The sequence below is a fragment of the Weissella cibaria KACC 11862 genome (genome assembly GCF_000193635.1).
Lineage (GTDB): Bacteria > Bacillota > Bacilli > Lactobacillales > Lactobacillaceae > Weissella > Weissella cibaria.
Window position 1 is genome coordinate 1 of the sequence record NZ_AEKT01000020.1, and the last position, 23,161, is coordinate 23,161.

At 44.6% G+C, this 23,161-nt stretch carries 25 protein-coding genes and 1 pseudogene; 2 read left to right on the plus strand and 24 right to left on the minus strand.

The window, feature by feature from the left end; genetic code table 11:
* Positions 1 to 42: 42 nt before the first annotated feature.
* On the minus strand, positions 43 to 777 hold the full coding sequence (locus ESE_RS0103955) for an SDR family NAD(P)-dependent oxidoreductase (RefSeq protein WP_010371602.1): 735 nt from the start codon (positions 775 to 777) through the stop codon (positions 43 to 45).
* 81 nt (positions 778 to 858) lie between these two features.
* Positions 859 to 1,737, minus strand: a complete 879-nt coding sequence (locus tag ESE_RS0103960; protein WP_010371606.1) for a LysR family transcriptional regulator — start codon at positions 1,735 to 1,737, stop codon at positions 859 to 861.
* A gap of 127 nt (positions 1,738 to 1,864) precedes the next feature.
* On the opposite strand from ESE_RS0103960, the gene ESE_RS0103965 reads away from it, so the two are divergent.
* A complete protein-coding gene (locus ESE_RS0103965; RefSeq protein WP_010371609.1) occupies positions 1,865 to 3,490 on the plus strand; it encodes a malolactic enzyme in 1,626 nt (541 codons plus the stop codon).
* 22 nt (positions 3,491 to 3,512) lie between these two features.
* Positions 3,513 to 4,466 (plus strand): AEC family transporter, encoded by a 954-nt coding sequence (locus tag ESE_RS0103970; RefSeq protein WP_010371612.1) that lies wholly within the window; start codon positions 3,513 to 3,515, stop codon positions 4,464 to 4,466.
* A gap of 240 nt (positions 4,467 to 4,706) precedes the next feature.
* Here ESE_RS0103970 and ESE_RS0103975 read toward each other — a convergent pair whose 3' ends face one another.
* The 22 genes and pseudogenes from ESE_RS0103975 to ESE_RS0104080 form a co-directional block, all read right to left on the minus strand.
* A complete protein-coding gene (locus tag ESE_RS0103975; protein WP_010371616.1) occupies positions 4,707 to 6,038 on the minus strand; it encodes a dihydrolipoyl dehydrogenase family protein in 1,332 nt (443 codons plus the stop codon).
* Positions 6,039 to 6,206: 168 nt separating this feature from the next.
* Positions 6,207 to 6,779, minus strand: coding sequence for a TetR/AcrR family transcriptional regulator (locus ESE_RS0103980; protein WP_010371619.1), 573 nt, complete (start codon positions 6,777 to 6,779; stop codon positions 6,207 to 6,209).
* 31 nt (positions 6,780 to 6,810) lie between these two features.
* Positions 6,811 to 7,315 (minus strand): annotated as a pseudogene (locus tag ESE_RS11400) (VanZ family protein).
* A gap of 49 nt (positions 7,316 to 7,364) precedes the next feature.
* The gene (locus tag ESE_RS0103990; protein WP_010371627.1) at positions 7,365 to 8,045 is read right to left on the minus strand and encodes an ABC transporter ATP-binding protein; all 681 of its coding nucleotides are present in this window, start codon (positions 8,043 to 8,045) and stop codon (positions 7,365 to 7,367) included.
* A gap of 2 nt (positions 8,046 to 8,047) precedes the next feature.
* A complete protein-coding gene (locus tag ESE_RS0103995) occupies positions 8,048 to 9,103 on the minus strand; it encodes an FtsX-like permease family protein (RefSeq protein ID WP_010371628.1) in 1,056 nt (351 codons plus the stop codon).
* Positions 9,104 to 9,246: 143 nt separating this feature from the next.
* A complete protein-coding gene (locus tag ESE_RS0104000; protein WP_010371631.1) occupies positions 9,247 to 10,212 on the minus strand; it encodes a matrixin family metalloprotease in 966 nt (321 codons plus the stop codon).
* Between the two features lie 159 nt (positions 10,213 to 10,371).
* Complete coding sequence (locus ESE_RS0104005) at positions 10,372 to 11,565, minus strand: SAM-dependent methyltransferase (RefSeq protein WP_010371635.1); 1,194 nt, start codon at positions 11,563 to 11,565, stop codon at positions 10,372 to 10,374.
* A gap of 124 nt (positions 11,566 to 11,689) precedes the next feature.
* Positions 11,690 to 12,058, minus strand: coding sequence for a VOC family protein (locus tag ESE_RS0104010; RefSeq protein WP_010371638.1), 369 nt, complete (start codon positions 12,056 to 12,058; stop codon positions 11,690 to 11,692).
* 108 nt (positions 12,059 to 12,166) lie between these two features.
* Positions 12,167 to 12,436: a 30S ribosomal protein S14 gene (gene rpsN / locus ESE_RS0104015; protein ID WP_010371640.1), complete on the minus strand. Its 270-nt coding sequence runs from the start codon at positions 12,434 to 12,436 to the stop codon at positions 12,167 to 12,169.
* 2 nt (positions 12,437 to 12,438) lie between these two features.
* Positions 12,439 to 12,588 carry a 50S ribosomal protein L33 gene (rpmG, locus tag ESE_RS0104020; RefSeq protein WP_002827335.1) on the minus strand — a complete coding sequence of 50 codons (150 nt, stop codon included), beginning with the start codon at positions 12,586 to 12,588 and terminating at the stop codon, positions 12,439 to 12,441.
* 298 nt (positions 12,589 to 12,886) lie between these two features.
* Positions 12,887 to 13,255, minus strand: a complete 369-nt coding sequence (locus tag ESE_RS0104025) for an iron-sulfur cluster biosynthesis family protein (protein WP_010371650.1) — start codon at positions 13,253 to 13,255, stop codon at positions 12,887 to 12,889.
* A 142-nt stretch (positions 13,256 to 13,397) separates the two neighbouring features.
* Positions 13,398 to 14,030, minus strand: a complete 633-nt coding sequence (locus tag ESE_RS0104030) for a hypothetical protein (RefSeq protein ID WP_010371653.1) — start codon at positions 14,028 to 14,030, stop codon at positions 13,398 to 13,400.
* Positions 14,031 to 14,122: 92 nt separating this feature from the next.
* Positions 14,123 to 14,302, minus strand: a complete 180-nt coding sequence (locus tag ESE_RS0104035) for a hypothetical protein (protein WP_010371655.1) — start codon at positions 14,300 to 14,302, stop codon at positions 14,123 to 14,125.
* A gap of 50 nt (positions 14,303 to 14,352) precedes the next feature.
* Positions 14,353 to 15,546, minus strand: coding sequence for an acetate/propionate family kinase (locus tag ESE_RS0104040; RefSeq protein ID WP_010371658.1), 1,194 nt, complete (start codon positions 15,544 to 15,546; stop codon positions 14,353 to 14,355).
* Between the two features lie 167 nt (positions 15,547 to 15,713).
* Positions 15,714 to 16,946 (minus strand): peptidase T, encoded by a 1,233-nt coding sequence (pepT, locus tag ESE_RS0104045; protein ID WP_010371661.1) that lies wholly within the window; start codon positions 16,944 to 16,946, stop codon positions 15,714 to 15,716.
* A 21-nt stretch (positions 16,947 to 16,967) separates the two neighbouring features.
* Positions 16,968 to 17,765 (minus strand): Nif3-like dinuclear metal center hexameric protein, encoded by a 798-nt coding sequence (locus tag ESE_RS0104050; RefSeq protein WP_010371664.1) that lies wholly within the window; start codon positions 17,763 to 17,765, stop codon positions 16,968 to 16,970.
* Positions 17,762 to 18,454, minus strand: coding sequence for a tRNA (adenine(22)-N(1))-methyltransferase (locus tag ESE_RS0104055; protein WP_010371667.1), 693 nt, complete (start codon positions 18,452 to 18,454; stop codon positions 17,762 to 17,764). Before ESE_RS0104055 ends, ESE_RS0104050 begins: the two co-directional genes overlap by 4 nt.
* 93 nt (positions 18,455 to 18,547) lie before the next feature.
* On the minus strand, positions 18,548 to 18,967 hold the full coding sequence (locus tag ESE_RS0104060) for an Hsp20/alpha crystallin family protein (RefSeq protein WP_010371670.1): 420 nt from the start codon (positions 18,965 to 18,967) through the stop codon (positions 18,548 to 18,550).
* Between the two features lie 167 nt (positions 18,968 to 19,134).
* On the minus strand, positions 19,135 to 20,418 hold the full coding sequence (locus tag ESE_RS0104065; RefSeq protein ID WP_010371672.1) for a tetratricopeptide repeat protein: 1,284 nt from the start codon (positions 20,416 to 20,418) through the stop codon (positions 19,135 to 19,137).
* A 95-nt stretch (positions 20,419 to 20,513) separates the two neighbouring features.
* Positions 20,514 to 20,663, minus strand: a complete 150-nt coding sequence (locus tag ESE_RS12345; RefSeq protein ID WP_010371675.1) for a hypothetical protein — start codon at positions 20,661 to 20,663, stop codon at positions 20,514 to 20,516.
* Positions 20,664 to 20,718: 55 nt separating this feature from the next.
* On the minus strand, positions 20,719 to 22,422 hold the full coding sequence (locus ESE_RS0104075; protein WP_010371678.1) for a hypothetical protein: 1,704 nt from the start codon (positions 22,420 to 22,422) through the stop codon (positions 20,719 to 20,721).
* Positions 22,423 to 22,524: 102 nt separating this feature from the next.
* On the minus strand, positions 22,525 to 23,151 hold the full coding sequence (locus tag ESE_RS0104080) for a hypothetical protein (protein WP_010371681.1): 627 nt from the start codon (positions 23,149 to 23,151) through the stop codon (positions 22,525 to 22,527).
* Between the last annotated feature and the right edge of the window lie 10 nt (positions 23,152 to 23,161).

Sequence of the window (23,161 nt, forward strand, 5' to 3'; positions counted from 1 at the left end):
TGATGACTTTAAGATCATCAGGTTTTTTGTATATCATCCCCATTAACCGCGCCATTTCGCCAAATAGCTTGCAGCAGCCTCAACATCTGGTACCCGTAGGCGTTCACCAGTAATTGGATTCACATTCTCAAAGTGCAACGCACCGATTAATTCGCCAACCGTCTTCGATGAAACATAACTGTCTTTGCGATAAGAAGTTGGTCGCACACGTGTATTTACCGGTCCAAGGACCAACGCATTCACATTAAAGCGACCTGCCATTTCAACAGCATATAACTCACTCAACATCAAAACCGCTGCGCCGGCCGGTGCAACCGGTCCAGAATATTTGCTAAACGCAGCATCTTCAGCAGACACGCCACTAATAAATGTATAGTTCGAACCCTGACGTAACAAAGGCATCAAAGTCTTGCTAGCTACAAAGTGGGCTGTAAGCAAGCCCTGCATCAATTCTTCCCATTCTGCCTTCGTAATATCCGTCAAAGCAGCACCTTGCCACCATCCACCTAGTGACGATACCATGCCATCCAATTGTTCAAAGTGATCAACAATCACATCGTGCATCTTTTGTGCATCTGCTTCATCCGAAATATCGCCAAATAAGTAAAAGACATTCTTCCGGTATGGTTGGTCAACATACCCCAGCGCGTCAAGCGCCTTGTCTTCAGAGCGAGTGGGCACCAGAACGGTAGCGCCATTTTCGGCTAAGTACTTTACAATTCCTTCGCCGACCGCGCCTGTCCCGCCAGCGACCAAAATTACTTTACCTTCATACATATCATTCGCCTCTTCGTTAGTTAATACAATTATATTAACGAAACGAAGGCCAGAAGTGTTGTAAAAAGGGCATTTCAAGTCTTAACATTGCCACTCATCACGAATGACCCGCAAAATTGCTTGTGACATTGGCCCCACTTCAGCTCGATCCCGTGACAATAAATAGATATCAAAAGTTGGCATATCGACGTCCAAAATATCAATCTGCTTTAGCCCGGTTGCATTTTGCGTTAGTGCCAAAGCCGTAATAAAACTCATCCCCACACCATCTCGCAACACATTTTTCAACGTCTCAGGGTTTGAGGTTTGAAACAGAATTTTCGGATGCGTGTCGCTGATTTCGGTTAACCGTTTAAAAATACGGCTATGCACAAACCCTTCATCCAGCATAACAAATTCCTCAGCCCCGATTTCATCGAAATACATACTGTCCGGTTTCGTCGCATCGCCAGTCGCAAACACAAATGGAAATGAGGCAATTTTGGTTGCCGTCACCCCGCTAATACGTATCGGATCGACTGAACTAACCATGCCAAAATCTAACTGGCCTGTCTTAATTTGCGACATCAAGTCAGCACTCCCCATTTCAACCGTCTCCAAATAGGGTAATAGTTCTAACACGCCCAATTTTTTAAGTAAATCTCGAAAGTAATACATACCAATAATCGGTGGCAACCCAAAACGTAATTTCTCAATTGACTGTAATGCAACCTCTTCCTTTGTAAAAGCAATTTCTCGCCTAATTTTGACTGCCAGTTCATAAACCAACTGACCGGTTTTTGTCAGGACAACCGATTTTTTAGTGGTATCTCGGACGATCAGTGCCGATTCGAACTCCTCTTCCAAACGTTTTAACGCATATGAAATCGTTGGTTGGGTCACCCCAAATTGTTCAGATACAGCCGTAAACTGTTTTTGCTCTGCCAATGCCGCAAAATAAGTTAAATCTTTCAAATTCATCCGAAATCCCCTACGCTTATAAATTATTTTTATTATACCATGGTTATTTGACTATATATTTTTATAAGGCGTAAGGTTGTCAGCGTTGAGAATTTATTATTTATTTTTTGTAGGGAGATGTTTACACATGCGTGGACAAGAAATTTTGAATAACCCCTTCCTAAATAAGGGGACTGCCTTCACTGAGGCAGAACGCGAAGAATTTGGCTTGACTGGTATGTTGCCAGCCCACGTTCAAACGATTCAAGAGCAAGCTGACCAAGCTTATGCCCAATATCTAACAAAGGTTAATGACGTTGAAAAGCGTATTTTCCTTTCAACGTTGTTCGACACGAACCGTACGTTGTTCTACTACTTGGTTGATCAACACGTCGCTGAGTTCATGCCCGTTGTCTACGATCCAACAATTGCCGACACGATTGAGAACTATTCAGCATTGTTCGTTAACCCACAGAACGCTGCATTCTTGGACATCAACCACCCAGAGAACATCGAAGCAACGTTGAAGAACGCTGCTGATGGCCGTGACATTAAGTTATTGGTTGCTACCGATGCTGAGGGTATCTTGGGAATCGGTGACTGGGGGGTTCAAGGTGTTGATATTGCCGTTGGTAAGTTGATGGTTTACACAGCTGCCGCGGGTATCGACCCTGCCTCAGTTTTGCCAGTTTCTGTTGATGCTGGTACGAACCGCAAGGAATTGTTGGCAGACCCACTATACTTGGGAAACCGTCACGAACGTGTTCGTGGTGACCAATACTTTGAGTTCATTGATAAATTCGTTAAGACGGCGCAATCATTGTTCCCAGAGATGTACTTGCACTTCGAAGACTTCGGTCGTTCAACGGCAACGAAGATTTTGAACACGTACAAGAATGACTGGCCAACGTTTAACGATGACATTCAAGGTACTGGAATCGTTGTGACGTCAGCTGTTTTGGGTGCCTTGGCTATTACTGGTGAAGACATCAAGTCACAAACGTACTTGACGTACGGTGGTGGTTCAGCTGGTACGGGTATTGCTAACCGTGTCTTGGCTGAGTTTATGCAACAAGGTTTGTCAGAAGAAGAAGCTCGTAAGCACTTCTACATGGTTGACCGTCAAGGATTGTTGTTCGACGATGACGAAACGTTGACACCTGAGCAAAAGCCATTCGCCCGTTCACGTTCAGAATTTGAGAACGCTGACGAGTTGACGGACTTGTTGTCAGTTGTTAAGGCTGTTAAGCCAACTGTTTTGGTTGGTACGTCAACTAACCCTGGTTCATTTACTAAGGAAGTCGTTGAAGCAATGGTTGCTAACACGGATCACCCAAAGATCTTCCCATTGTCAAACCCTACGAAGTTGCACGAAGCAATGCCAGATGATTTGATCAAGTGGTCAGATGGTAAGGCATTGGTTGCAACCGGTGTGCCTGTTGACCCTGTTACGGCTTCAAACGGTGTCACTTACGAAATTGGACAAGCTAACAACATGTTGGTTTACCCTGGTTTGGGATTGGGTACGATTGTTGCTAGGGCTAAGGTTTTGTCAGATGGTATGATTTCAGCTGCTGCCCACGCTTTGGGTGGTATGGTTGATGCCTCACAACCCGGTGCCCCTGTTTTGCCACCTGTTTCACGTTTGTCAGAAATGTCATTCCGTGTTGCGGTTGCTGTGGCTAAGCAAGCAATTGCTGAAGGTTTGAATCAAGTTGAAATCGACGACGTTGAAGCTGCTGTTAAGGCTGCTCAATGGACGCCTGAATACTAATCGCACATAGGAGTCATTTAAGATGTCTGCATTGCTAACTTCAATCTCATCTGTTGTTGAGATTATTTTCGTGATTGCTTTGGGTTTCTTCCTCCGCAACGGCGGTAAGTTTCAAGACTCATTCAAGCACGATATTGAATTTTTGATTATGAAGGTCGCATTGCCCTTAAACATTTTCGTAGGTGTTTTGGACAACTTGACCCGCTCAAAGTTACTATCCCTTTCTGGATCACTGATTTTTGTTATTATTTCTTTTGCTTTTGGTTACTTGGTAGCTTGGCTGTTAACAAAGATTTTGAAGGTTCGCGAAGGCCGTCGTGGTACGTTTATTAACATGTTTGTTAATGCAAACACGATTTTTATTGGATTGCCTTTGAATTTGGCCTTGTTTGGTAACCATTCATTGTCATTCTTCCTGGTTTACTACCTAGCAAACACCGTTTCAACGTGGGCTATTGGTATTTTCTTCGTTTCAAATGACGGACCAAAGTCTGACGTTGCGCAAAAGTTTAACTGGAAAAAGTTGTTACCTGCCCCATTGCTTGGGTTTATCGTTGCCTTGATCTGGTTGCTACTTGATTTGCCATTACCAACGCTTGTTGATAAGACTTTCTCAATGGTCGGCGGTGTCGTTACGCCACTGTCATTGATTTACATTGGTATCGTCTTGGCCGACGCTGGATTGAAGTCAATCCACTTTGACCGTGATACCATCGTTGCCTTACTCGGTCGTTTCGTCTTTGCGCCTGCCGTCATGATTGTTGTCATGATGATGTTCAAGCACAATATGACGATCCCTTCTGTCGAGCAAGGAACGTTAATTATCCAAGCGGCCGCCCCTGGATTAGCTGTTTTGCCAATCCTAGTAGGTGAAGCTAAGGGTGATGTTGAATATGCAACAAACGTTGTCACAACGTCAACAGTCTTATTCGTGATCGTGGTGCCAATTTTGATGGAAATCATCACCCTATTGTAAGACTGAATTCATTTATACCAAATTAACCTTTTAAACCAATCTCATAGAATAAACTTGATGCATCGTGCTATAAACAACTACACGAACTAGCAGAACACTTTTACAAAACAAATTGTTGTTTGCTGTTGCGATACACCAAGCGATTGTACCTACCATTTACAGAAATGTATGGTACTAAAAGACCCCGTTGCCTAACCAGCAACGGGGTCTTTTTTATCAGAACAAATTTTTAATTACTAATTACAATTGGCCCCATGCAGACGATGCAATTGATGGGAACAAATGTACCATACGCTCAATTTCAGCTTGACCAAATTTAAACTCAATGGCTGGCAACAAAGCATTAATGACATCATCTGCCTTATGTGACACTTCCGTTGCACCAACCAGCTTGTGTGCTTGATCAAAAATTAAAATGTTGTCACCAATCTTTTCTTGATCAACTTGGCGGTACCAATCATCTGGAATGTGATTTTGGACCATCGTGTACAATTCAGGATTAGCCTCAGCTTCAGCCACCGTTACCCCAACCTGTGCCAAACGTGGTGACGTAAAGACAACAGACGGAATTACTGGATACACGATTGGATCTGTCGTTTCACCGGCAAACGTATGCATCAGGTAAAGTGACTCAAAAATGGCCGTTGGCGTTAATTTAGGTTGTACCTTATCAATCACGTCACCTGACGCATAAATATTTGGTACCGTCGTCCGCAAGTAATCGTCAACGACAATTCCCTTTGCATTATAACTAACGCCAACTGTTTCCAAGCCAAGCTCTTCGACATTCGGAATACGGCCAGTTGCGTCTAAGACCCAATCTGTTTCAACCGCCAAATCAGCACCACGCACAACTAGGCCATCTGCGCCCTGCACAATAGCATCAACTTGTGTGTCACGATCGAATACAACGCCACGTGATGTCAAATCAGCAATGATTTGTTCTACGAACGGTTGGTGGTAAGCGCGGAGTGCCTGTGTGCCGCGCATCAAAACAGTGACTTCTGCACCAGCAGCATTTGCCATTGTTGCAAATTCCATTGCAATATAACCCGCACCAATAATTGTCACTCGGTTTGGCATGTCACTCAAATTCAAGAAATCTGAAGAATCATGCGCTAAATCTGCACCTGGGATTGTCAGACGGTTTGGACGCAATCCTGTCGCAATGACAATCTTGTCTGCCGTCTTAGCCTCACCATTAACCATCACTGTGTGGGCATCTGCCAACGTTCCACGACCAAACAACACATCAACATCAGTTGAATCCAACAAACCTTGGATGAATGCTGGCAAACCATCAATAACATCGTGCTTGTGCGCTTGATTAGCAGGCCAATCAATCTTAACGTCACCTGTCACAACGCCGTGAACATCTTCCATATGGCGTTGGAAAGCCACTGGTGAATCTAATACAATTTTTGCGTTGCAGCCACGATTTGGGCAGGTTCCACCGACCAAATCCTGTTCAACAACACCAACCTTCTTCCCTTTCGCTCCCAACGGAATTGCCCCGTCAAATGTACCGTGGCCACTACCGATATACAACACATCATAATCATACGTTGTCATAAAATCTTTCCTCCCGTGGAAATATGCGATTGTTTAGATATAATTGAGCTCTCAAAATCAATTACATTATCTAGTATATCGGAAAAGTAAGCGAATTCATAATATTTAACCTGATACAAAAAGTCGACCTTGATTGATGACAATCAAAGTCGGCTTTCTTAAGGTTTATTATTTAAATAGTGCCCGCGATGCTAACGCAATCAACTCAGTTAATTCATCATTAGAAACTGTTAACCCATTACGCAAACGCGATTGCAATAACCACTGCATCGGTTGCAATGACTGCGCAACAATAATATCCACATTAGCCGTCATCAATAGTTGTTGCTGGTATGCGCGCTTAATAACAGTTAACATTGCCGGTCCCAGCAAAGATCCTTCCCCCTGAATCTCCGTTGGCAGGAATTCTGGATTCGCTACCAACGTTGCCATAAAGGCAACTTGCTTGGGATGCTGCTCAAATGTTTGTGCGTACGCTCGCATCACGACTTCGAATTGTTCTTGTGGTGTCTGGTCATCGTCAGGCACCGCAATACTCCCCACTAACAATGTCTGAACTTTTTCAAATAGCTGCCCCAGTAAATCTGCTTTATTTGCGTAATAGATGTAAGCTGTGGCAACCGAAACACCTGCTCGCTTAGCCAATTTATTAATACTAAAATTCGCAATACCCGCTTCTTCAACGAGGTCATATGTCGCATCTTCTAATGCTTTTATTTTATTACTGTCTCTTGTTCTCATACTCTTATATTAAGGGAGTTTCCCTTTCCGTTCAAGCGTGAATTCGACGCCAAATCGCTTGTATGACAACAGTCAAAATAACCGCCGTTAACGCGCCAGCGCTATCAAGCATCACATCCGCAAACATTGGTGACCGACCACCCGTCAAAGACTGATGGAATTCATCCAGGCCAGCATACCCCGTTGCAGCCTGCCACGCAATGAAAGCAGCAATGAACCAATTACCGAGTTGTTTATGAATAGCCATGTACCAAGCCATTCCAAGAATAAAGTAAGTGCTAAAATGCGCAAACTTACGCATAAAAAAACTCAACATATTTAAAATAATTTTGCGATGCGTCCGTCACATCCCCACCGTAATGAATCGGGAACTGAGCGAAAACATCCTTTAAGGGTTCGTTTGCCAACACATGGTGCAACGTACCAATTTGACTCTGTTGGGCATAGGTTTGACTACTCGAATAAAAAAGCACCGCCATGATCAAAAAGGCGATGCCATACCAAATGGTGGTTCCTTGTAATTTTCTCATGCTCATATGTTACTAAGCTTCTCTTGGCGCCGTCAAGTGGGCAAAAGTAAGTGCCTCAACTCTTTTCTGATAAGCGACCGTCGACAATTTCATACGTCCGATCTGCAAACTCCTGTAATCGGATATCGTGCGTCACCACAACAACTGCTTTATGCTGTTGGTGTGCAATTTCAGCCAGCAGTTGACCGACCTCGTTTACCCGCTCACTATCTAACGCAGCTGTCGGTTCATCAGCCAAAATAATTGTTGGATCCGCATATAGCGCCCGTGCCAACGCCACCCGTTGCTTTTGACCACCTGACAATTCGTCTGGATATCGGTGCGTCATGGCCACGATACCCAGACGTCTTAAAATACGCTCAAACGTTTTTTCAGCTACATTAGGCGTTTTCTTTACCTGATCAACCAACTTAAATTGATCGGCAACCGTCAAATAAGGCACCAAATTGTATGCTTGTAAAACGAAGCCAATTTTATCAAGTCGTAGTTTCTCTAAATCGCGTTGCGTTAATGCTTGTAAATCTTCGTTCATCAAGCGCACCTCACCTTCAGTCGGTGTTTGCAACCCTCCTAAAATCGTCAAGAGCGTGCTCTTACCAGATCCCGAAGGACCGATAATCAACACAACTTCACTCGCACGGACTGACATCGACGCATCTTGTAACGCCACGACTTGATTTTCTCCCTGGCCAAACCGTTTTGTTACATGGCGAACTGCTAACACTTCCTTTGTCATGATTACCCTCCAATCACACTTGCTGGGTCAATTTTACTAATCAACCGAATTGGTACGATGGTTCCTAACAGCCCCGTCAGCAACAGCCCTAGCGCAATTAGTCCCGTAACAGGCCAACTGATATACACCGGCACAGTATCTGGTAATAGGGTTAAGGTCATCACGGCCAATCCACCCCCAATGACCACCGCCGACATCACAATTACTCCTGTTTCGAAGAGTGTATTGCGAGTCAAAAAACGGTTTGGTATGCCTTGCGCACGTAAGACCGCCAAATTAGGCAATTTTTGAATCGTCAAAATATATAGGAAGATTGTCATAATAATCATCGAAATGATAACCAAAAAGCCGATCATCAAGCCAAACGTGGCTTTTTGTGCCACATACCCAGGTAGTTTATCAATGAGTTGCTTCGTTGAATAGTTCACTAATTCACGCGGTACATTCGGCGCATCCTCGCGATAAACGGCTAAACTTCCTGCATAATCATTTGAAACACCCTTGATTGAAGACCAAGCTTCTAAATCACCGTAAACAACCGGTGCCATATTGTACTGCGCTTGGGCGACATAGCCAACGATCTTATAACGCGTTGCTGATAAGCCTAATGTCACCGTCTCGTGGCGGGGGTACCGTGCATGATTTAACGTCGTATCAACAGCAATTTCGTCCGCATGCTGTGGCAGCCGACCACTAACAACTTGCAACCGGTCCTTCACAAATTCATTTGCATGCAACCCAATAAACTGGACTGACTCACGATGTCCGGCACGTTTCATCGTTGTCGGCGTAATTCCTAAAATTGCTGCGCCACGCTTTTGCTGTAATGACCGCGCTTCTTGCTCAGTTAACAAGGATTGACCAGCATTACCATTTGCATCCCGTGTCATTACGGCTGATTTAATTTGCCAGCTCTCGATTGCCACTGTATTTTCACGTGCTAGTCCCATCGCCAATGCACAGAGCACAAAGACGAGGTAACTAATTAACATGACGACCGTGATAACTAGCCCGTATCGCATTTTCTCTTTTTTAATTTCACGCCAAGCTAAGAACATTGGAGCACCTCCTATGATTGATAGCGCTATCATATCAATGAGTTGCCACTTGCGATACTATCAAACGCGCAAAAACGGCATGCCTTAAAAAACTGACATGCCGTTTTTATTTCTTTTTATCAACCTGATCGATGTATCAATCTTTAACGATCAATATGTTGCCGTTGAAAGCGCGCAATAGCGGCTGTCACACCCGCAACAGCCGCAACCATTACTGCGACCACTTCAACTACCGTTTGTTTTACGACAGCTGTTGTATCTGCTACCGTTTGACGCAATGTTGTTGTCTTGCTCTCAGAAGCCAATGTCTTCGCTGTAATGCGTTCTGGTGTCGAGACAGATGATTGACTACTTTGACTTGAACTTGCCTCAGAGACGCTTGTCGCACGACTCAATGACGTTGCCGCAGCGGACACTACCGCCTTACTTGTTGCCGTTGACTCAGTAGCGACGGTCATTGCAGATGACGCACGGTTCTTAGTCGATGACATCGCCCGGTCACTTGTTATTGCCGATGATACGGGTGCACTAACCGACGCTGATTCTGTTACCGCCGAACTTTCTGCGACGGATGTAGACTGCGGTGCATCAAATGCTGCATTATCAATTTCACATCCGTGTGATGCCAAATCTGCCTTTAAGGCTTCATAATCATGCGCTTGACCACCCAACTGGCCGCCCGCTGGGGCCATCAAGGTTGAATTTGAATCATGATTCAACCCTAACGAATGCCCCATTTCATGGGTAATAACCGTTTGTAAATCAACCCCTTGCGTCGCAATTCGAGCTGGATAAACATCTGTAATCCCATCAGGCGCATATGTTAACGCAACGTTTGGATCGGAATCCCCTGTTGCCGTCTCTTGTTTTTCAACTTTAACAGTCGCCGCAGCTGGATCGCTTGTAACCTGAACAACAGTTGCGCCAGCTAAACTATTCCAATAGGCAGCCGCTTGAGCTGTTTGCGCGGGGTAATCGGCAGAATAGGCCACTACTTCGCCTTGTGAATCTAAATTACTGTACTCCCAAGTCACAGCGTGCACAGACTGCCCAAACGGCAGTGAAGCCACTGTCAGTGACGTTGCAAGTACAACTTTAATGAATCGCATTGTTTTTCTCTCCTTGAAAACTCAGCATCTATCATATTACTTTTGTTTTGTAAGGAGAAAGCGAATCGTTTTATGTAATCGCTTACGATATATAAGTGTAATTTTGTCACAAAAAAGACACTTAACCTAAAGCTAAGTGTCTCTTGTTAAATCATATTATTAAGCTTCTCGCGCTGTCATGAATGCACGCGTCATTGGCAACCCTTGCCCTGCAGGTCCCTTTGTCATCAAGAATTGAATAACGTCAATGTTACCCGCTTCAAATGACGCCGCACTACCTTGCAAATACAAGTCCCATGCCCGAGCAAATGGCTCACCATGCTCAGCAATCGTCTCGTCATACACGTTGTGGTAATTTGCCGTCCACGCTTCCAACGTCTTTTGGTAGTGGCGTCGCAATGGCTCAATATCATCCATTTGCAAACCAGCTTCCATAATGTGTGTCACATTTTCAGCAATGTTTGGAATATAACCACCTGGGAAGATATACTTTTGGATAAACGGATCGACACCAGCACCATAGTGTTGTCCTGTGATACCGTGAATCAATGCACGTCCATTAGGCACTAGGTACTCAGCAACCTTCTTAAAGTACTCACCAAGGTTCTCTTTTCCAACGTGCTCAAACATACCGACTGATGTAATGTAGTCAAATTGCATATCCTTGATATCACGGTAATCCATCAACATGACGTGCACCTTATCTTCAAGACCCAATTCCTTAACACGCTCTTGCGTTAGGGCATATTGCTCTTCAGACAAAGTCACACCATAGGCATCTAAGCCATACTCTTGGGCGGCCGTAATAATCAACGTTCCCCACCCTGAACCGATATCCAATAACTTCTTACCAGGTTCAGCATGCAACTTATCCAAGATGTGGTGCACCTTGGCAACTTGCGCTTCTTCAAGCGTCATATCATCACGCGCCCAATAAGCAGCTGAATAGGTCATCGTCTTGTCTAGCCACTTATTGTAGAAATCATTTCCGATATCATAGTGACTATGAATATCTTCCTTAGATGATTGCTTATCGTGGCCGTGCATCATCTTCGTCAAAGTTCCCTTAAACCCACTTTGGTTCGTTAGAAAACTACCTGACTTACGATAAGCCGACGCAATCAATTCTTGAATACTACCTTCAATTTCAATGTCACGACTCATATAAGCCTCAGACAAAGTCAACGTTGGCATTTTAGCCAGCGTCTTCATATCCAATTTTTTATTTAACTTAATGTGGACCTTTGGAAGGCCCTCGCCATAGTTTTCAGTCTTGCCATCCCAGTATGTCACCATAACTGGCATGTCAAAGGCATTTGCTAAAAGCTTACTTAAAACAGTTTTTTCTAACATCTCTGCAATACACCTCAACTAAAATTAGATACTAACGTCATTCTACTCTTTTATTTCGGAAAACGTATTAATAATGTATTAAATTTTACTTATTTGGCATTAATAGTTAAGGGCATAACTTATATTAGATGCCCGACACTCCAAAGTACAAGCCGTCTGGATTGGCGAAATTAAAGACTTTTTGCAGTCCCATCTCAACTAGTTCCCCTGTCTCAATCCCTAGACTTTGCATTTTTTCGTACAAAGTCTCAATATCGTCGGAATGCAACATCACTGATGGCACATTATCTGCTACCTCAGGGGAATTTTCTTTAATAAACGTCAAATCAAAAATGTTAAACGCAAAAGCGCCATCTTCACTAGGCGCCATTTGCACCATTTCTGTCGCTCCCATATCTTGGCGATCACGCTCGACAAAACCCACCGATTGCCAGAATTTCGCCTCCCGGTCCACATCCGTCACATATAGCATCACTTCAACATCATTATTCATCTCTTTAGCCTACCATTCCGATTTTTCTAAATCATACCATAATGGCGTAAAAAAAAGCATCTACGTCAAACGTAGATGCTTTCTTTAAGACTTAAGGTAAAATGCAGATTACCAAGAAGCCTTCTTAACACCAGGGATCAAGCCCTTGTGTGCCAATTGACGGAAGTTCAAACGTGACATTCCGAACTCGCGCATGTAAGCGTGAGGACGTCCATCAATCTTATCACGGTTGTGCATACGTACAGGTGAGGCGTTGCGAGGCAACTTTGACAAACCTACGTAGTCACCAGCAGCCTTCAAGGCAGCACGCTTCTCAGCGTACTTCTCGACAGTTGCTTCAATCTTCTTAGCCTTAGCGATCTTTGACTTCTTAGCCATGATTACTTAACCTCCTTGAACACAGTAACACGACGCAACTTTGGAGAGTACTTCTTCAACTCCAAGCGGTCTGGTGTGTTACGACGGTTCTTAGAAGTTAGGTAGATACGCTCACCAGTTTCGGCGGCTTCTAACAAAATGTTAATGCGCATTAACATAACTCCTTGAATTTAATTTGTGAGGTGCCCCTCACCACTAATTTGAACGACAGGATTAGCTGCATTGGGCTAATCCCCAAGCTTGCGCCGTTACAATATAGCTAGTAAATTACAAATAATTATATTACACAGTTTGTTCGCAAATATCAAGTGTTTTGACCAAAAAAGTGACAAGTAATTTTACTTGACGCATTTTTAGTCGCCCAACAAACGTTAAATAAATCCACAGGATACTTAAAAAGCCACCAATCCTCAGCTCTTGAATCAGGATTGGTGGCTTTTATGAGTTTAATTAATCTGTCACAGTAGCTGTTTCGTCACGAATCTCAGGCGTATCATCAATGACACCTGAATCTCCGCGCAACACAACCCCGCCAAACTTCTTAACATCCAAAACCATGTTAGGAATCATGTAGTCCTTTGAGTAACCCTTGATTGGCAATGGTCCGATGTTTGAATCGATTGTTTCGTCGAACCATGGTAACAAAGGTTGGTCCTCACGAATAATGGCAAACACGAATGAAACTTGCATGGCAACCTCACCGTGGTGTGAATATGGTGACACACCATCTTCATACATCATCACCAAACGGCGACCAGGCTCGGCCTTCAAAATAGGGTTAATCTTCTCCAATGCAGCATCAGTAATTGTCAAATACATGATTTCTTCCTCCTTCAGATTTTGTCTGAATTCATTCAATTTAATTGTTTCATCTCTTTCAACAATTAAAGTATAGCACCCTGAATTTTGAGCGGTTGAAAAAAGGCACACTTCTGTCACGATACCTGATTACCAGAGATCATCAGTCCGCCAAGCGCATAAAATACCAACTCATTAGGCCAAAACCAGCTGCTAAGACATCAAGTGCTAAGACATCAAAGAACCCTGCCAATGGCCAGCCTAATAGTGGCACAACAAATTGCAAGACATGAAACAAACCGAAAAGAATTGTTAGCAACTTCAACCCATTAGCTAAAGAATCCATTTCGCGGCGCACACTAGCAATCGCAACGCGCCAGAGCGACCAAATAAGTACAATCACCAAGCCACCAAACACAACATCACGGACAATTACGCCACGTGCTAACACTGCCTCTGTGATCGAATTCAACGGCCAAACTAACTGTAAAATCACGGCTGCTAACCAGACAATCAATAATTGTTGCATTGCTGCAGACAACGTTTTGTCTTGCTCATATCGGGCAAAACGCCACACAGCAACCAAAGTTAATAATATTAATAGCCCCGCCACTAACTCTAACCCGTGAAAGCCACTTGCATACATCGCATCCGGGGCAGTCAGCACCGCTAATGGGTATTTCGCTAATTTATACGTGGGCCAAACAAATGTTGCGATAACACTCTCTAACATTAAAATAATCGCGCCAATTAACCCAGCGCCTAAAACAAATTTTCGTTGCCACCATTGTTGCATGCTATCACCTCGTTTAAATCAATAGTTCCATTGTACAAAAAACGTTCAGATGCGCCTAGCACCTGAACGTTTTCTTGTCGTCTCATTAAGGTTTACTTCATTTTAGTTGTCCGGATTTCTTCAAACTGGCCGTCAAAGACGTTTGTTCGATTGGCTGAGGCCCTCATTTTATCAAATGGCGTCACATGATCCGCTTTAACAACAACGCGCTTCAAACGGTGCTTACCGTAAAACCAAAAGCCGATTGCTGCAATTATCAAAATTGTTAGCATTTAATGTCCCCCTTATTCATATACAAAGTATACCTGGCGAACCTTAAATTTTACTTGCCTGCTTGTGCCTTAAGACGTTCAACATCACGGGCAATTTCTAGTTCTTCATTGGTTGGGACTAACAACACAGTTGCACTTGATTCGGGTGTTGAGATAATACGCTCTACACCACGAACATTGTTTGCTTCCTTATCCATTTCAATGCCAAGGAACTTTAGACGCGCAATAATATCCTCACGCACATTAGCGGCATTCTCACCGATACCAGCTGTGAAGACAATACCATCAACACCACCCATTTCAAATGTGTACTGGCCAAGGTAGCGCACCACACGATTCAAGAACATATCAAGTGCCAACTTTGCGTGTTCATTTGTATCAGCCACTTCTTCTAAGTCACGCATGTCTGACGACAACGTCGAAACGCCAAGCAACCCTGACTTATTGTTCAAAATACGCAACATTTCAGCGTTTGAAAGACCCTCACGCTCTTGAATGTAGTAAATCAAAGATGGGTCAACGTCACCTGAACGCGTCGCCATCATCAAACCAGCCAATGGCGTGAAGCCCATTGAGGTATCAAATGACTTACCATCTTTAATTGCCGTAATCGATGCCCCAGCACCTAAGTGCAACGTAATCAGCTTTAACTCTGACAATGGCTTGCCCATCATATCAGCTGCGCGTTCAGCGACATAGCGATGTGAAGTTCCGTGCGCCCCGTACTTACGTGCCCCATACTTCGTGTAGTACTCGTATGGCAATGGGTACAAATAGTTTTCACGAGGCAACGTCTGGTGGAATGCCGTATCAAACACCGCGACTGAAACCGCGTCGGGCAAGAGTTCTTGGAACACTTCAATTCCCGTCGCATTCGCTGGATTATGCAACGGTGCATAATCAGCCAAACGATGAATCTTATGGAGTACCTCATCGTCAACAATCACTGATTTGTTGAACCATTCACCACCTGCCACAACACGGTGACCGACACCGGTGATTTCGCTCTTATCTGCGACATTTTGTGTGCGGAACTGTTCCAGCATCTCTTCAATAGCTGCTTTGTGATCGGCAATATCGCGCACAATTTCAGTTTTTTCCCCATTAAACTTCATTGTAAAGACACTCTCAGGCAAGCCAATTCGTTCAACTTGTCCCTTCGCGATGACCGTTTCGGCCGGCATATCTAGTAGTTGAAACTTCAATGAAGAAGATCCCGCGTTAATTGCCAATGTTTTTGCCATATTTCATGTGCTCCCTGTTTGCAATGGATATCATCCAATTTATTGGACTAATTATAACATGTAAGCGTTATCATGACTAGTCCATTCCAGAAGATGCTGAAGGATTGACAATCAAAAAAAGCCAGGCAGGCCATTAATAGGCATACCCGACTTTTAATCAACATTGATTACTTGTTATTCAATTCAATAATCTTCAAAATTGTGTCAACCGCTTGGTTCATCACCTTTGTTGACACATATTCATAACGACCGTGCATGTTCTCACCACCAGCAAACAAGTTTGGTGTAGGCAAGCCCAAGAACGTAATCTTTGAACCATCCGTACCACCACGAACTGGCTCAATAACTGGCTTAATATCCAATGCCTTCATGGCGGCTTCAGCCAAATCTACCGGCGTCATATCATCCTTAAGAATCTCACCCATATTGTAGTATTGGTCATTCATCTCAAGCTTAATACGCTCAAGACCGAACTCACCATTCATCTTTTCGACGATATCACGCAAAATTTGCTTACGTTGCTCAAAAATAACGCGATCGTGATCACGAATGATGTAAGCCATTTCAGCTTCTTCTGGCGTACCAGTCAACTTCAAGATGTGGAAGAACCCTTGACGACCTTCTGTCAATTCAGGACGGTCTCCGACTGGCAAAGCTGCGTGCAAATCCATGGCAACTTGCAACGCATTGACCATCGTGTCCTTGGCTGAACCAGGGTGTACGTTACGACCTTGAATCTTGATTGTTGCTGCAGCAGCTGAGAAAGTTTCCCATTCCAACTCGCCCAATGGACCACCATCGACCGTGTAAGCAAAATCAGCACCGAATTCAGCCACGTGGAAGTTATCGGCACCAATACCAATTTCCTCGTCTGGGCCAAAGCCGAACACAACCTTACCATGCTTGATATCAGGGTTAGCAATCAAGTATTCGGCTGCTGACACAATTTCAGCAACCCCAGACTTATCGTCCGCACCCAACAAAGTCGTCCCATCAGACGTAATCAACGTGTGACCCGCATACTTCTTCAATGATGGGAAATCAGCTGGTGACAACGTGTACTCTTCGTTCAACTTGATATCTGATTGACCATCATAGTTTTCAACGAATTGTGGGTTAACGTTTTCTGAGTTGAAGTCAGCCGTATCAACGTGAGAAATAAACCCAATCGTTGGCACATCAGCATCTGTGTTCGCTGCTAATTCAGCAAATACATAACCGTCAGCCATAGTACGAACGTTTTCTAGTCCCAAGTCCTTTAGTTCTGTTGCCAAATCAGCCAAAAAAGCAACTTCCTTTGGATCTGATGGCACCGTCGTCGACTCTTCGTTTGAACGCGTGTTGACCTTTGCGTAACGCACAAAACGGTCAATTAAGTTTGGATATACTGTTTCTGTCATGTCTATTACCTCTTATCTATATTAAATATATGTGTAAGGATCGGTGTTCTGCGCTGAGGCAAAGACATCGGTCAGTTGCCAACCATTTTCTGTTTGCCAAGTTTTCACTAGGTCGACTAACCTGTCCTTGGCAATGGCCTCCATGTGATGATCTGGATCAATCACGACAAAATCATCAGCCAATACATCGTGAGCGGTATGGTAGTAAAAATCTGCTGTCACATAGGCATCAGCCCCCGCTGCCAATGCTGCCGGATATTCGCTACCCCCATCGCCACCAAGGACAGCAATACGCTTCAACTGGCGGTTCATATCATTGGCGATAACGCGAACATGGGCTACTTGGAATAAGTCACGCACAAAGGTTGCATAATCTGCGACCGTTTGTGGTGTTGCCAGCTCACCAATTCGTCCGAGACCCGTTTGGCCATCTGGATTTGGAATGAGGGGCTTAACCTGTTCCAGTTGCAAGGCACTGGCCAGCCAATCATTCATACCACCTGCCGCTGCATCTAAATTTGTATGCGCCGCATAAACGACAATGTCATGCTTAATCAAATCAGCATACATCCGATTCTGCGGTACTGACAAATCTAAATTCTTCGCCGGGCGGAAAATCATTGGGTGATGGGCAAAAATGAAATCAACGTGCTTTTCAATCGCTTCTTGCACGACTTCTGGTCGGACGTCCAATGCGGTCATCACCGTCTGAATTTCTTGCTCTGGATCGCCGAGTTGCAACCCGATTGGATCGCGTTCCCAAGCTAATTCGCGGGGAGCATAAGCTTCAATTCGTGCAATTAATTCTTTTGCCTTCATTCTCCCAAGACCTCCCCAATATCACGTTGCATCGCTTGATACTCTTGATAAGCCGGGGTGTCCTGCTTATTAGCATCAGCTAACTTCGCCATAATCACACCAATGCGTTCATATTCACGTTGCCACTTCGCTAGCCACGCCTCTGGTCGATTAACCAAGTTATAAGGACCAAATTGTAGCGCTTGCTTATCGTAAGTTACATGACCCGGCACCGCAACCAAAATTTCGTAGAAGTGACCATCATCAGCCACAACCGTTTCGTCGGTTAGCTGGTAACCGTTATCCATCAACCATGTCCGTACCACATCAATATCAATATTAGGTTGCAGGATGAGCCGCTGGTAACGTTGGACATCGGCATGGCCAGCCGTTAGAATCTGGGCAATTAAGCGACCACCCATTCCAGCGATTGTGACCGTGTCAATCAAGTCTTCGGGTTGAACTGCCGCTAGGCCATCAGCCAAACGGGGCACCAACACATCCCCTAACCGATGCCGATTAATTTCATGTTGCACATTATCTAACGGTCCCTGCGCGACTTCACCTGCAATCGCAAATGAAATCCGCTTATTCAACAAGAGATTTGCCGGCAAATAAGCGTGATCTGAACCAATATCAGCCAGGCGGGCACCATCGGGTACATACGACGCAACCGTCGCCAACCGTCGTGACAATTGCAATGCATCCATTCGCATGTCCTCGTTTCCATTAAGTTTATTACAAATATATTAGCACAAATAACGCCGGCCTGCTAACAGGTCGGCGTTTCTCATCATTTTTGTTTAATCTTCAATTTTGATGCCCGATGTTTTTGTAACTTCGGTCTTCGGCAACACCACGTGGAGTACACCATTCTTATACTTGGCAGTGATACCTTCCCGGTCCACATTTGGTAAGTAGTATGATCGGCCAACTGACCCGAAACTACGCTCAGATTGCAAAATATTGCCATCTTTGTCTGAGTGATCTTTAATTTCATGACGTGTGGCCGCAATGTGTAACGTATCCGCTTCGTAATCCACCTTCACGTCTGCCTTATCAGCACCAGGAATATCGGCAGTGACTTCAAAGCAATCATCCTTCTCAACAACGTCCGACTTCATATCGGTACCAAACGTTTGTGAGCGTACCAATGACGCATCCATTTTATCAAGCAATTCCCCTAGCGTTTCATGTCGTCGACGTAACAATTCATGTGCCATGCCTTTAGTCCTCCATTTTTCTAACATGTTTACCCTTCATTTTTAACACGTCAGTTAACTCAGACAATAGCGATAAGACTCGGCTTCACAAACTGTTTAACTTCGTGACGTAGCCATGGTGTTTGTGTGAATAAAAAAGCCCATACCGCAAAGTATGAGCTAAAAATTTATAGGCCCTTGTCTTCCTTGAGTTGGTCGTAAAGTTCGGCCATCTCGTAGTCGTTTGGTGCCAATTGTGTGTAGTTGAACAACGCCTCTTCAGCCAATGCCGTCTCACCTTCTTCACGGAAGTAGTAGTAGGCTGGCTTCAAGAAGTTAATGTTATCCAAGAAGAATGGCAAAGCGGCGTTCCAGTACTTCGTAGCCATCTCGAAGTCCTCCAAAGCCGTATAGCTTTGTGCCAAGTTCCAGTACAATTGTGGATCAGTTTCAGAATCGTCTTCACCCAAGAACGCGTTCAATAAGTTAATGTTCCCAACGTGATCACCCATGGCAACCAACAAGTTTGAATAACCAATCGTCAACGTCAAATCTTCTGGATTATTCTCAAGTGCTTCACGATAAATACGATCAGCTTCTTCATCTTCTCCTTGGATTTGCGCAACGGCTGCTGCTCGTTGGTAAAGCGTGGTGTTAAAGGCGTCGACCGCGATACCAGCCTGGTACGTAATCAACGCTTGTTCTTGATCATTTGTATCTTCATACAATTGGCCAAGTGGTTCATACAACCCCGCGTATGATGGATCGATTTCTTGCAATTCCTCCAGGGCGTCGATCGCCTTGTCGGCCGTTTCAGGGTCTGCCGCGTATGTCATTCCCAATTGGAAACGAACATCTGGCGTCAAATCAGTCGTCTTGATTTGCTCAAGGTAACCCAAAGCGTTCTTGAAGTTACCTACCAGTGCGTAAGCCACACCAATTCGTGACGCAATGTCCAAACCAGAGAAGCGACGCTCACCGGCTTGTAGCAACTCACGGTAGAACGGAATGGCTGTGTTGTATTGCCCAGTCGCAAAGTAGAACTCGGCCAAGGCAAACTTAATGATTGACTCTTCTGGTGCCAAATCATAAGCTTCACGCAACTTCGCTTCAGCCGCTTCATTCAATCCTTCAGACTGATACAAGTCGGCTAGTACCAACAATGATTCAATGTAAGCATTTGACTCTGGAGAAATTTCAGCCAAATAAGCAATCGCTTCATCTGTCTTATCCTCGTCAATCGCAATATCGGCCAACGCCGTACGCAATTGATCTTCATCCGGATACTTCTCCAACAACTTCTGGTAAGCACGCTTCGCTTGGCTTGAGAATCCCAAACCATATAGCTCCTCGGCCAGTGAGTAAACTGTGTCATCGTCATCATAACGCAATGATGACGCAAATGACTTCTTTGCATCCTCCAATTGTCCACCAGACAATTCATCAAGCATGCGTTCTGCAAATGTTGCCATAAGTACCACTCTTCCTTCTTGTTTAAAGTCAACAATTTATCATACAGAAAACGCGCCAGGATTGCCAATAAAAAGGGTATCCTGACGCACTTTGGCTACTTTGTTTCTGTTGCCGTCGCTTTCGCCTTAGCACGTGCTTTTTCTAGCAACGCTTGACGTGCCGACTGCTTTTGATCACGCGTTACAGCACCCTTAGATGCTGCCCCACGCGCGAAGTCATTTGACTTAATGGTTCCCTTGCCCATTCTGACATACCTCTCTTGTATAACACGTTACTTCCATTATACAAGTCCAACGTGCTTACTTCAAAGATTTGTTCGTCAAAGCAATAACATTCGCAACTGAGGCGCCCTTCACTGTCTTGGCCTTAATCTGAACGTCATCCCCAGCTTGTAGCAACAATGCTGTCTGCGCCTTTGATGGATCCAGCGTAAAGAGTGTGTCATCATCAACTAACTTGAAAATAACGACTTGTTTATCATCAAGCGTCGCATTTGCATTGACACGTGCCACCTTTCCAGTGATTGTTTCCGTCTTAATGCTATCATCGTTGGCGCTGGCCGTTTGGACACTACCCGCTAGCGCATTTCGGTAAGAAGCCAAGGCATCGGCAGCATTCGCCCCTTCACCAATGACATTTTGGTCCGCCCCCTTAATGTACGCATACTCGCGGAAACGTTCATTTTGATCCATCATCGACACGACCCAAGTTGGCGTGCCATCAATGTTCATAATCACTGGGTTTGAGCCGTGCCATTTGTTCTGGGGATGCAATTGCTTAGCAACCTTCATCGCCCCATCCGAATCCATAATACCGACGTTCTTACCAACGTAGAACGTCAGATCACCAGTCCGCGTATTAATCAACGAGTACCCCTTATCCGAATCAGCGTTCGAGGTTACCGTCGTAAAGTCATCGAAATATGAGATTGAACGATCGTTATTAAAGACCGGTGTCACACCACTTTCTGACCCGTTTTCAGTGGGCTTGATTTGGTTCTTGTGGCGGAAATTGAAGGCGTATGGATTACCATACGTACGGTTCATCCGTGTGGCTGCCTCTGGGGAAACCCCAGCGTCCACCCATTTTGGTAGGTCTTTAGTTGCATAAACCGTCGTCTTACCCGTGTCCGCATTGGTCAACGACACGTGAATGTCATTAAACACCAACTGACCCGCCCAACGAACATTCAGCAGGGTTTGTACCCAATATGGTTGCCCATTGTTATCAATTTCCAAAATTGGTTCACCAACTTGTTCAAACTTCGGATTGCGCATATAAATTTTGCGAGCAATATTATGTGAGAACCAGCTGGTTTCAGAATAATCCAACTTTTCTTTGACAAAGTGAGCTGTATCGTTAATGTCAGTCGCTGAAATAATGAAATATCCTGGCAATGTGCGATTCATAAACCATGACATAAACCCAGCGAATTCGACTGGTGCCACGTAATAAGGCTTGCCATTAATGTACTGGGCTGACAAATCCCCCAAACGATACATGGATGAATCTGGCACTTGTGAAAAAGCCTTCTTCATCATGTTCTGTGACGCTTGCGCTGAGAGCGCAATTGGCTGATCATCTTTCGTCAAAGGTGCTTCTTTTTTCACTGTTGCTTTAACAGAATCATACATTGGCCGCACAGTGACTGCCTGCGAAATACCGGCCGCTAATGAAATCACAAACGCGACAATTGGAATCACAAACGGCCAGATGGTTAATCCTGCAAAACTAATACGGCTGCCGCGCTTAGTTACCCGTTCAACAACTTGTGCTGAAGCACCTGCAAACAGTGTCCATAGCACAAGAGCCGTTGTTTCAATAGCCACTGGACTCACTAACTGCGAGAGTGTTGGTACCGGCATGAGCCAATACACATAAATCGCATTTAGAACCGTCACCGCAATAAACGTCCAAATTGTTAGTTTAGAAATCTTGAACTTAATTGCCCAGACTAACGTAACCAACGCCGTTAGCTCGAGCACCAGAAATGATGTTAACATATCCTACCCCTAATCCATGTAATACCTTAATACTACCGTAGTTCAGACGTGGTGCCTAGACAGAAAAACGCCGACTATTTGTCAGCGTTTTTCTTTGGTTCCTTATTCCGAATCGTGTTGCGACTTCAGGTTTAGTTTAGGCAATTCTGCATGTTGATGGCCGAAATCCAACTCTGGAATACCGTGCGCCAGCATATGGGCATTTCGGTGTTCAAACTGCGCATCTTCCCACGCCGCATCAACTTCCTGCCATGACCCCGTTTGTGCCAAAATCTCACGATATTTAGCTGGCATTTGTTGCGCGCCAATGGCCACCAGGGCATCTGCATGCGCTTGTAATGCTGGACTAAATGCTGCGTGTGGTTCAGCCAACCAAGCAAACAGGCCAATTGTTTCAATTTCCAACGGGGTATAATCCGTTTCAGCGACCGGCGTGAATGTATCTGGTTCAAGGTGCATCGCTTTTGGCGCAACCAACATTTTTGGTGCAACTTCCCACTCAAAGAAACCTGGCACGTCTGTTGATGGTGTCACGCGGTTGATGGTCACAACCCCTAACTGGTAGCCCAGCGCAAGTCCTAAGGTATACTCATCCGGTAATGGTTCGTCGCCAGACACCATTAAAAATTCGGCCACATCAGCGGCTGGTTCGTATGGAAAAGCTAACAACGCTTGCTGACCTAGCATGACATCGTTGGCAATTGGTTGTGGCACAACAAGAGCTTTCATTACTCATTCC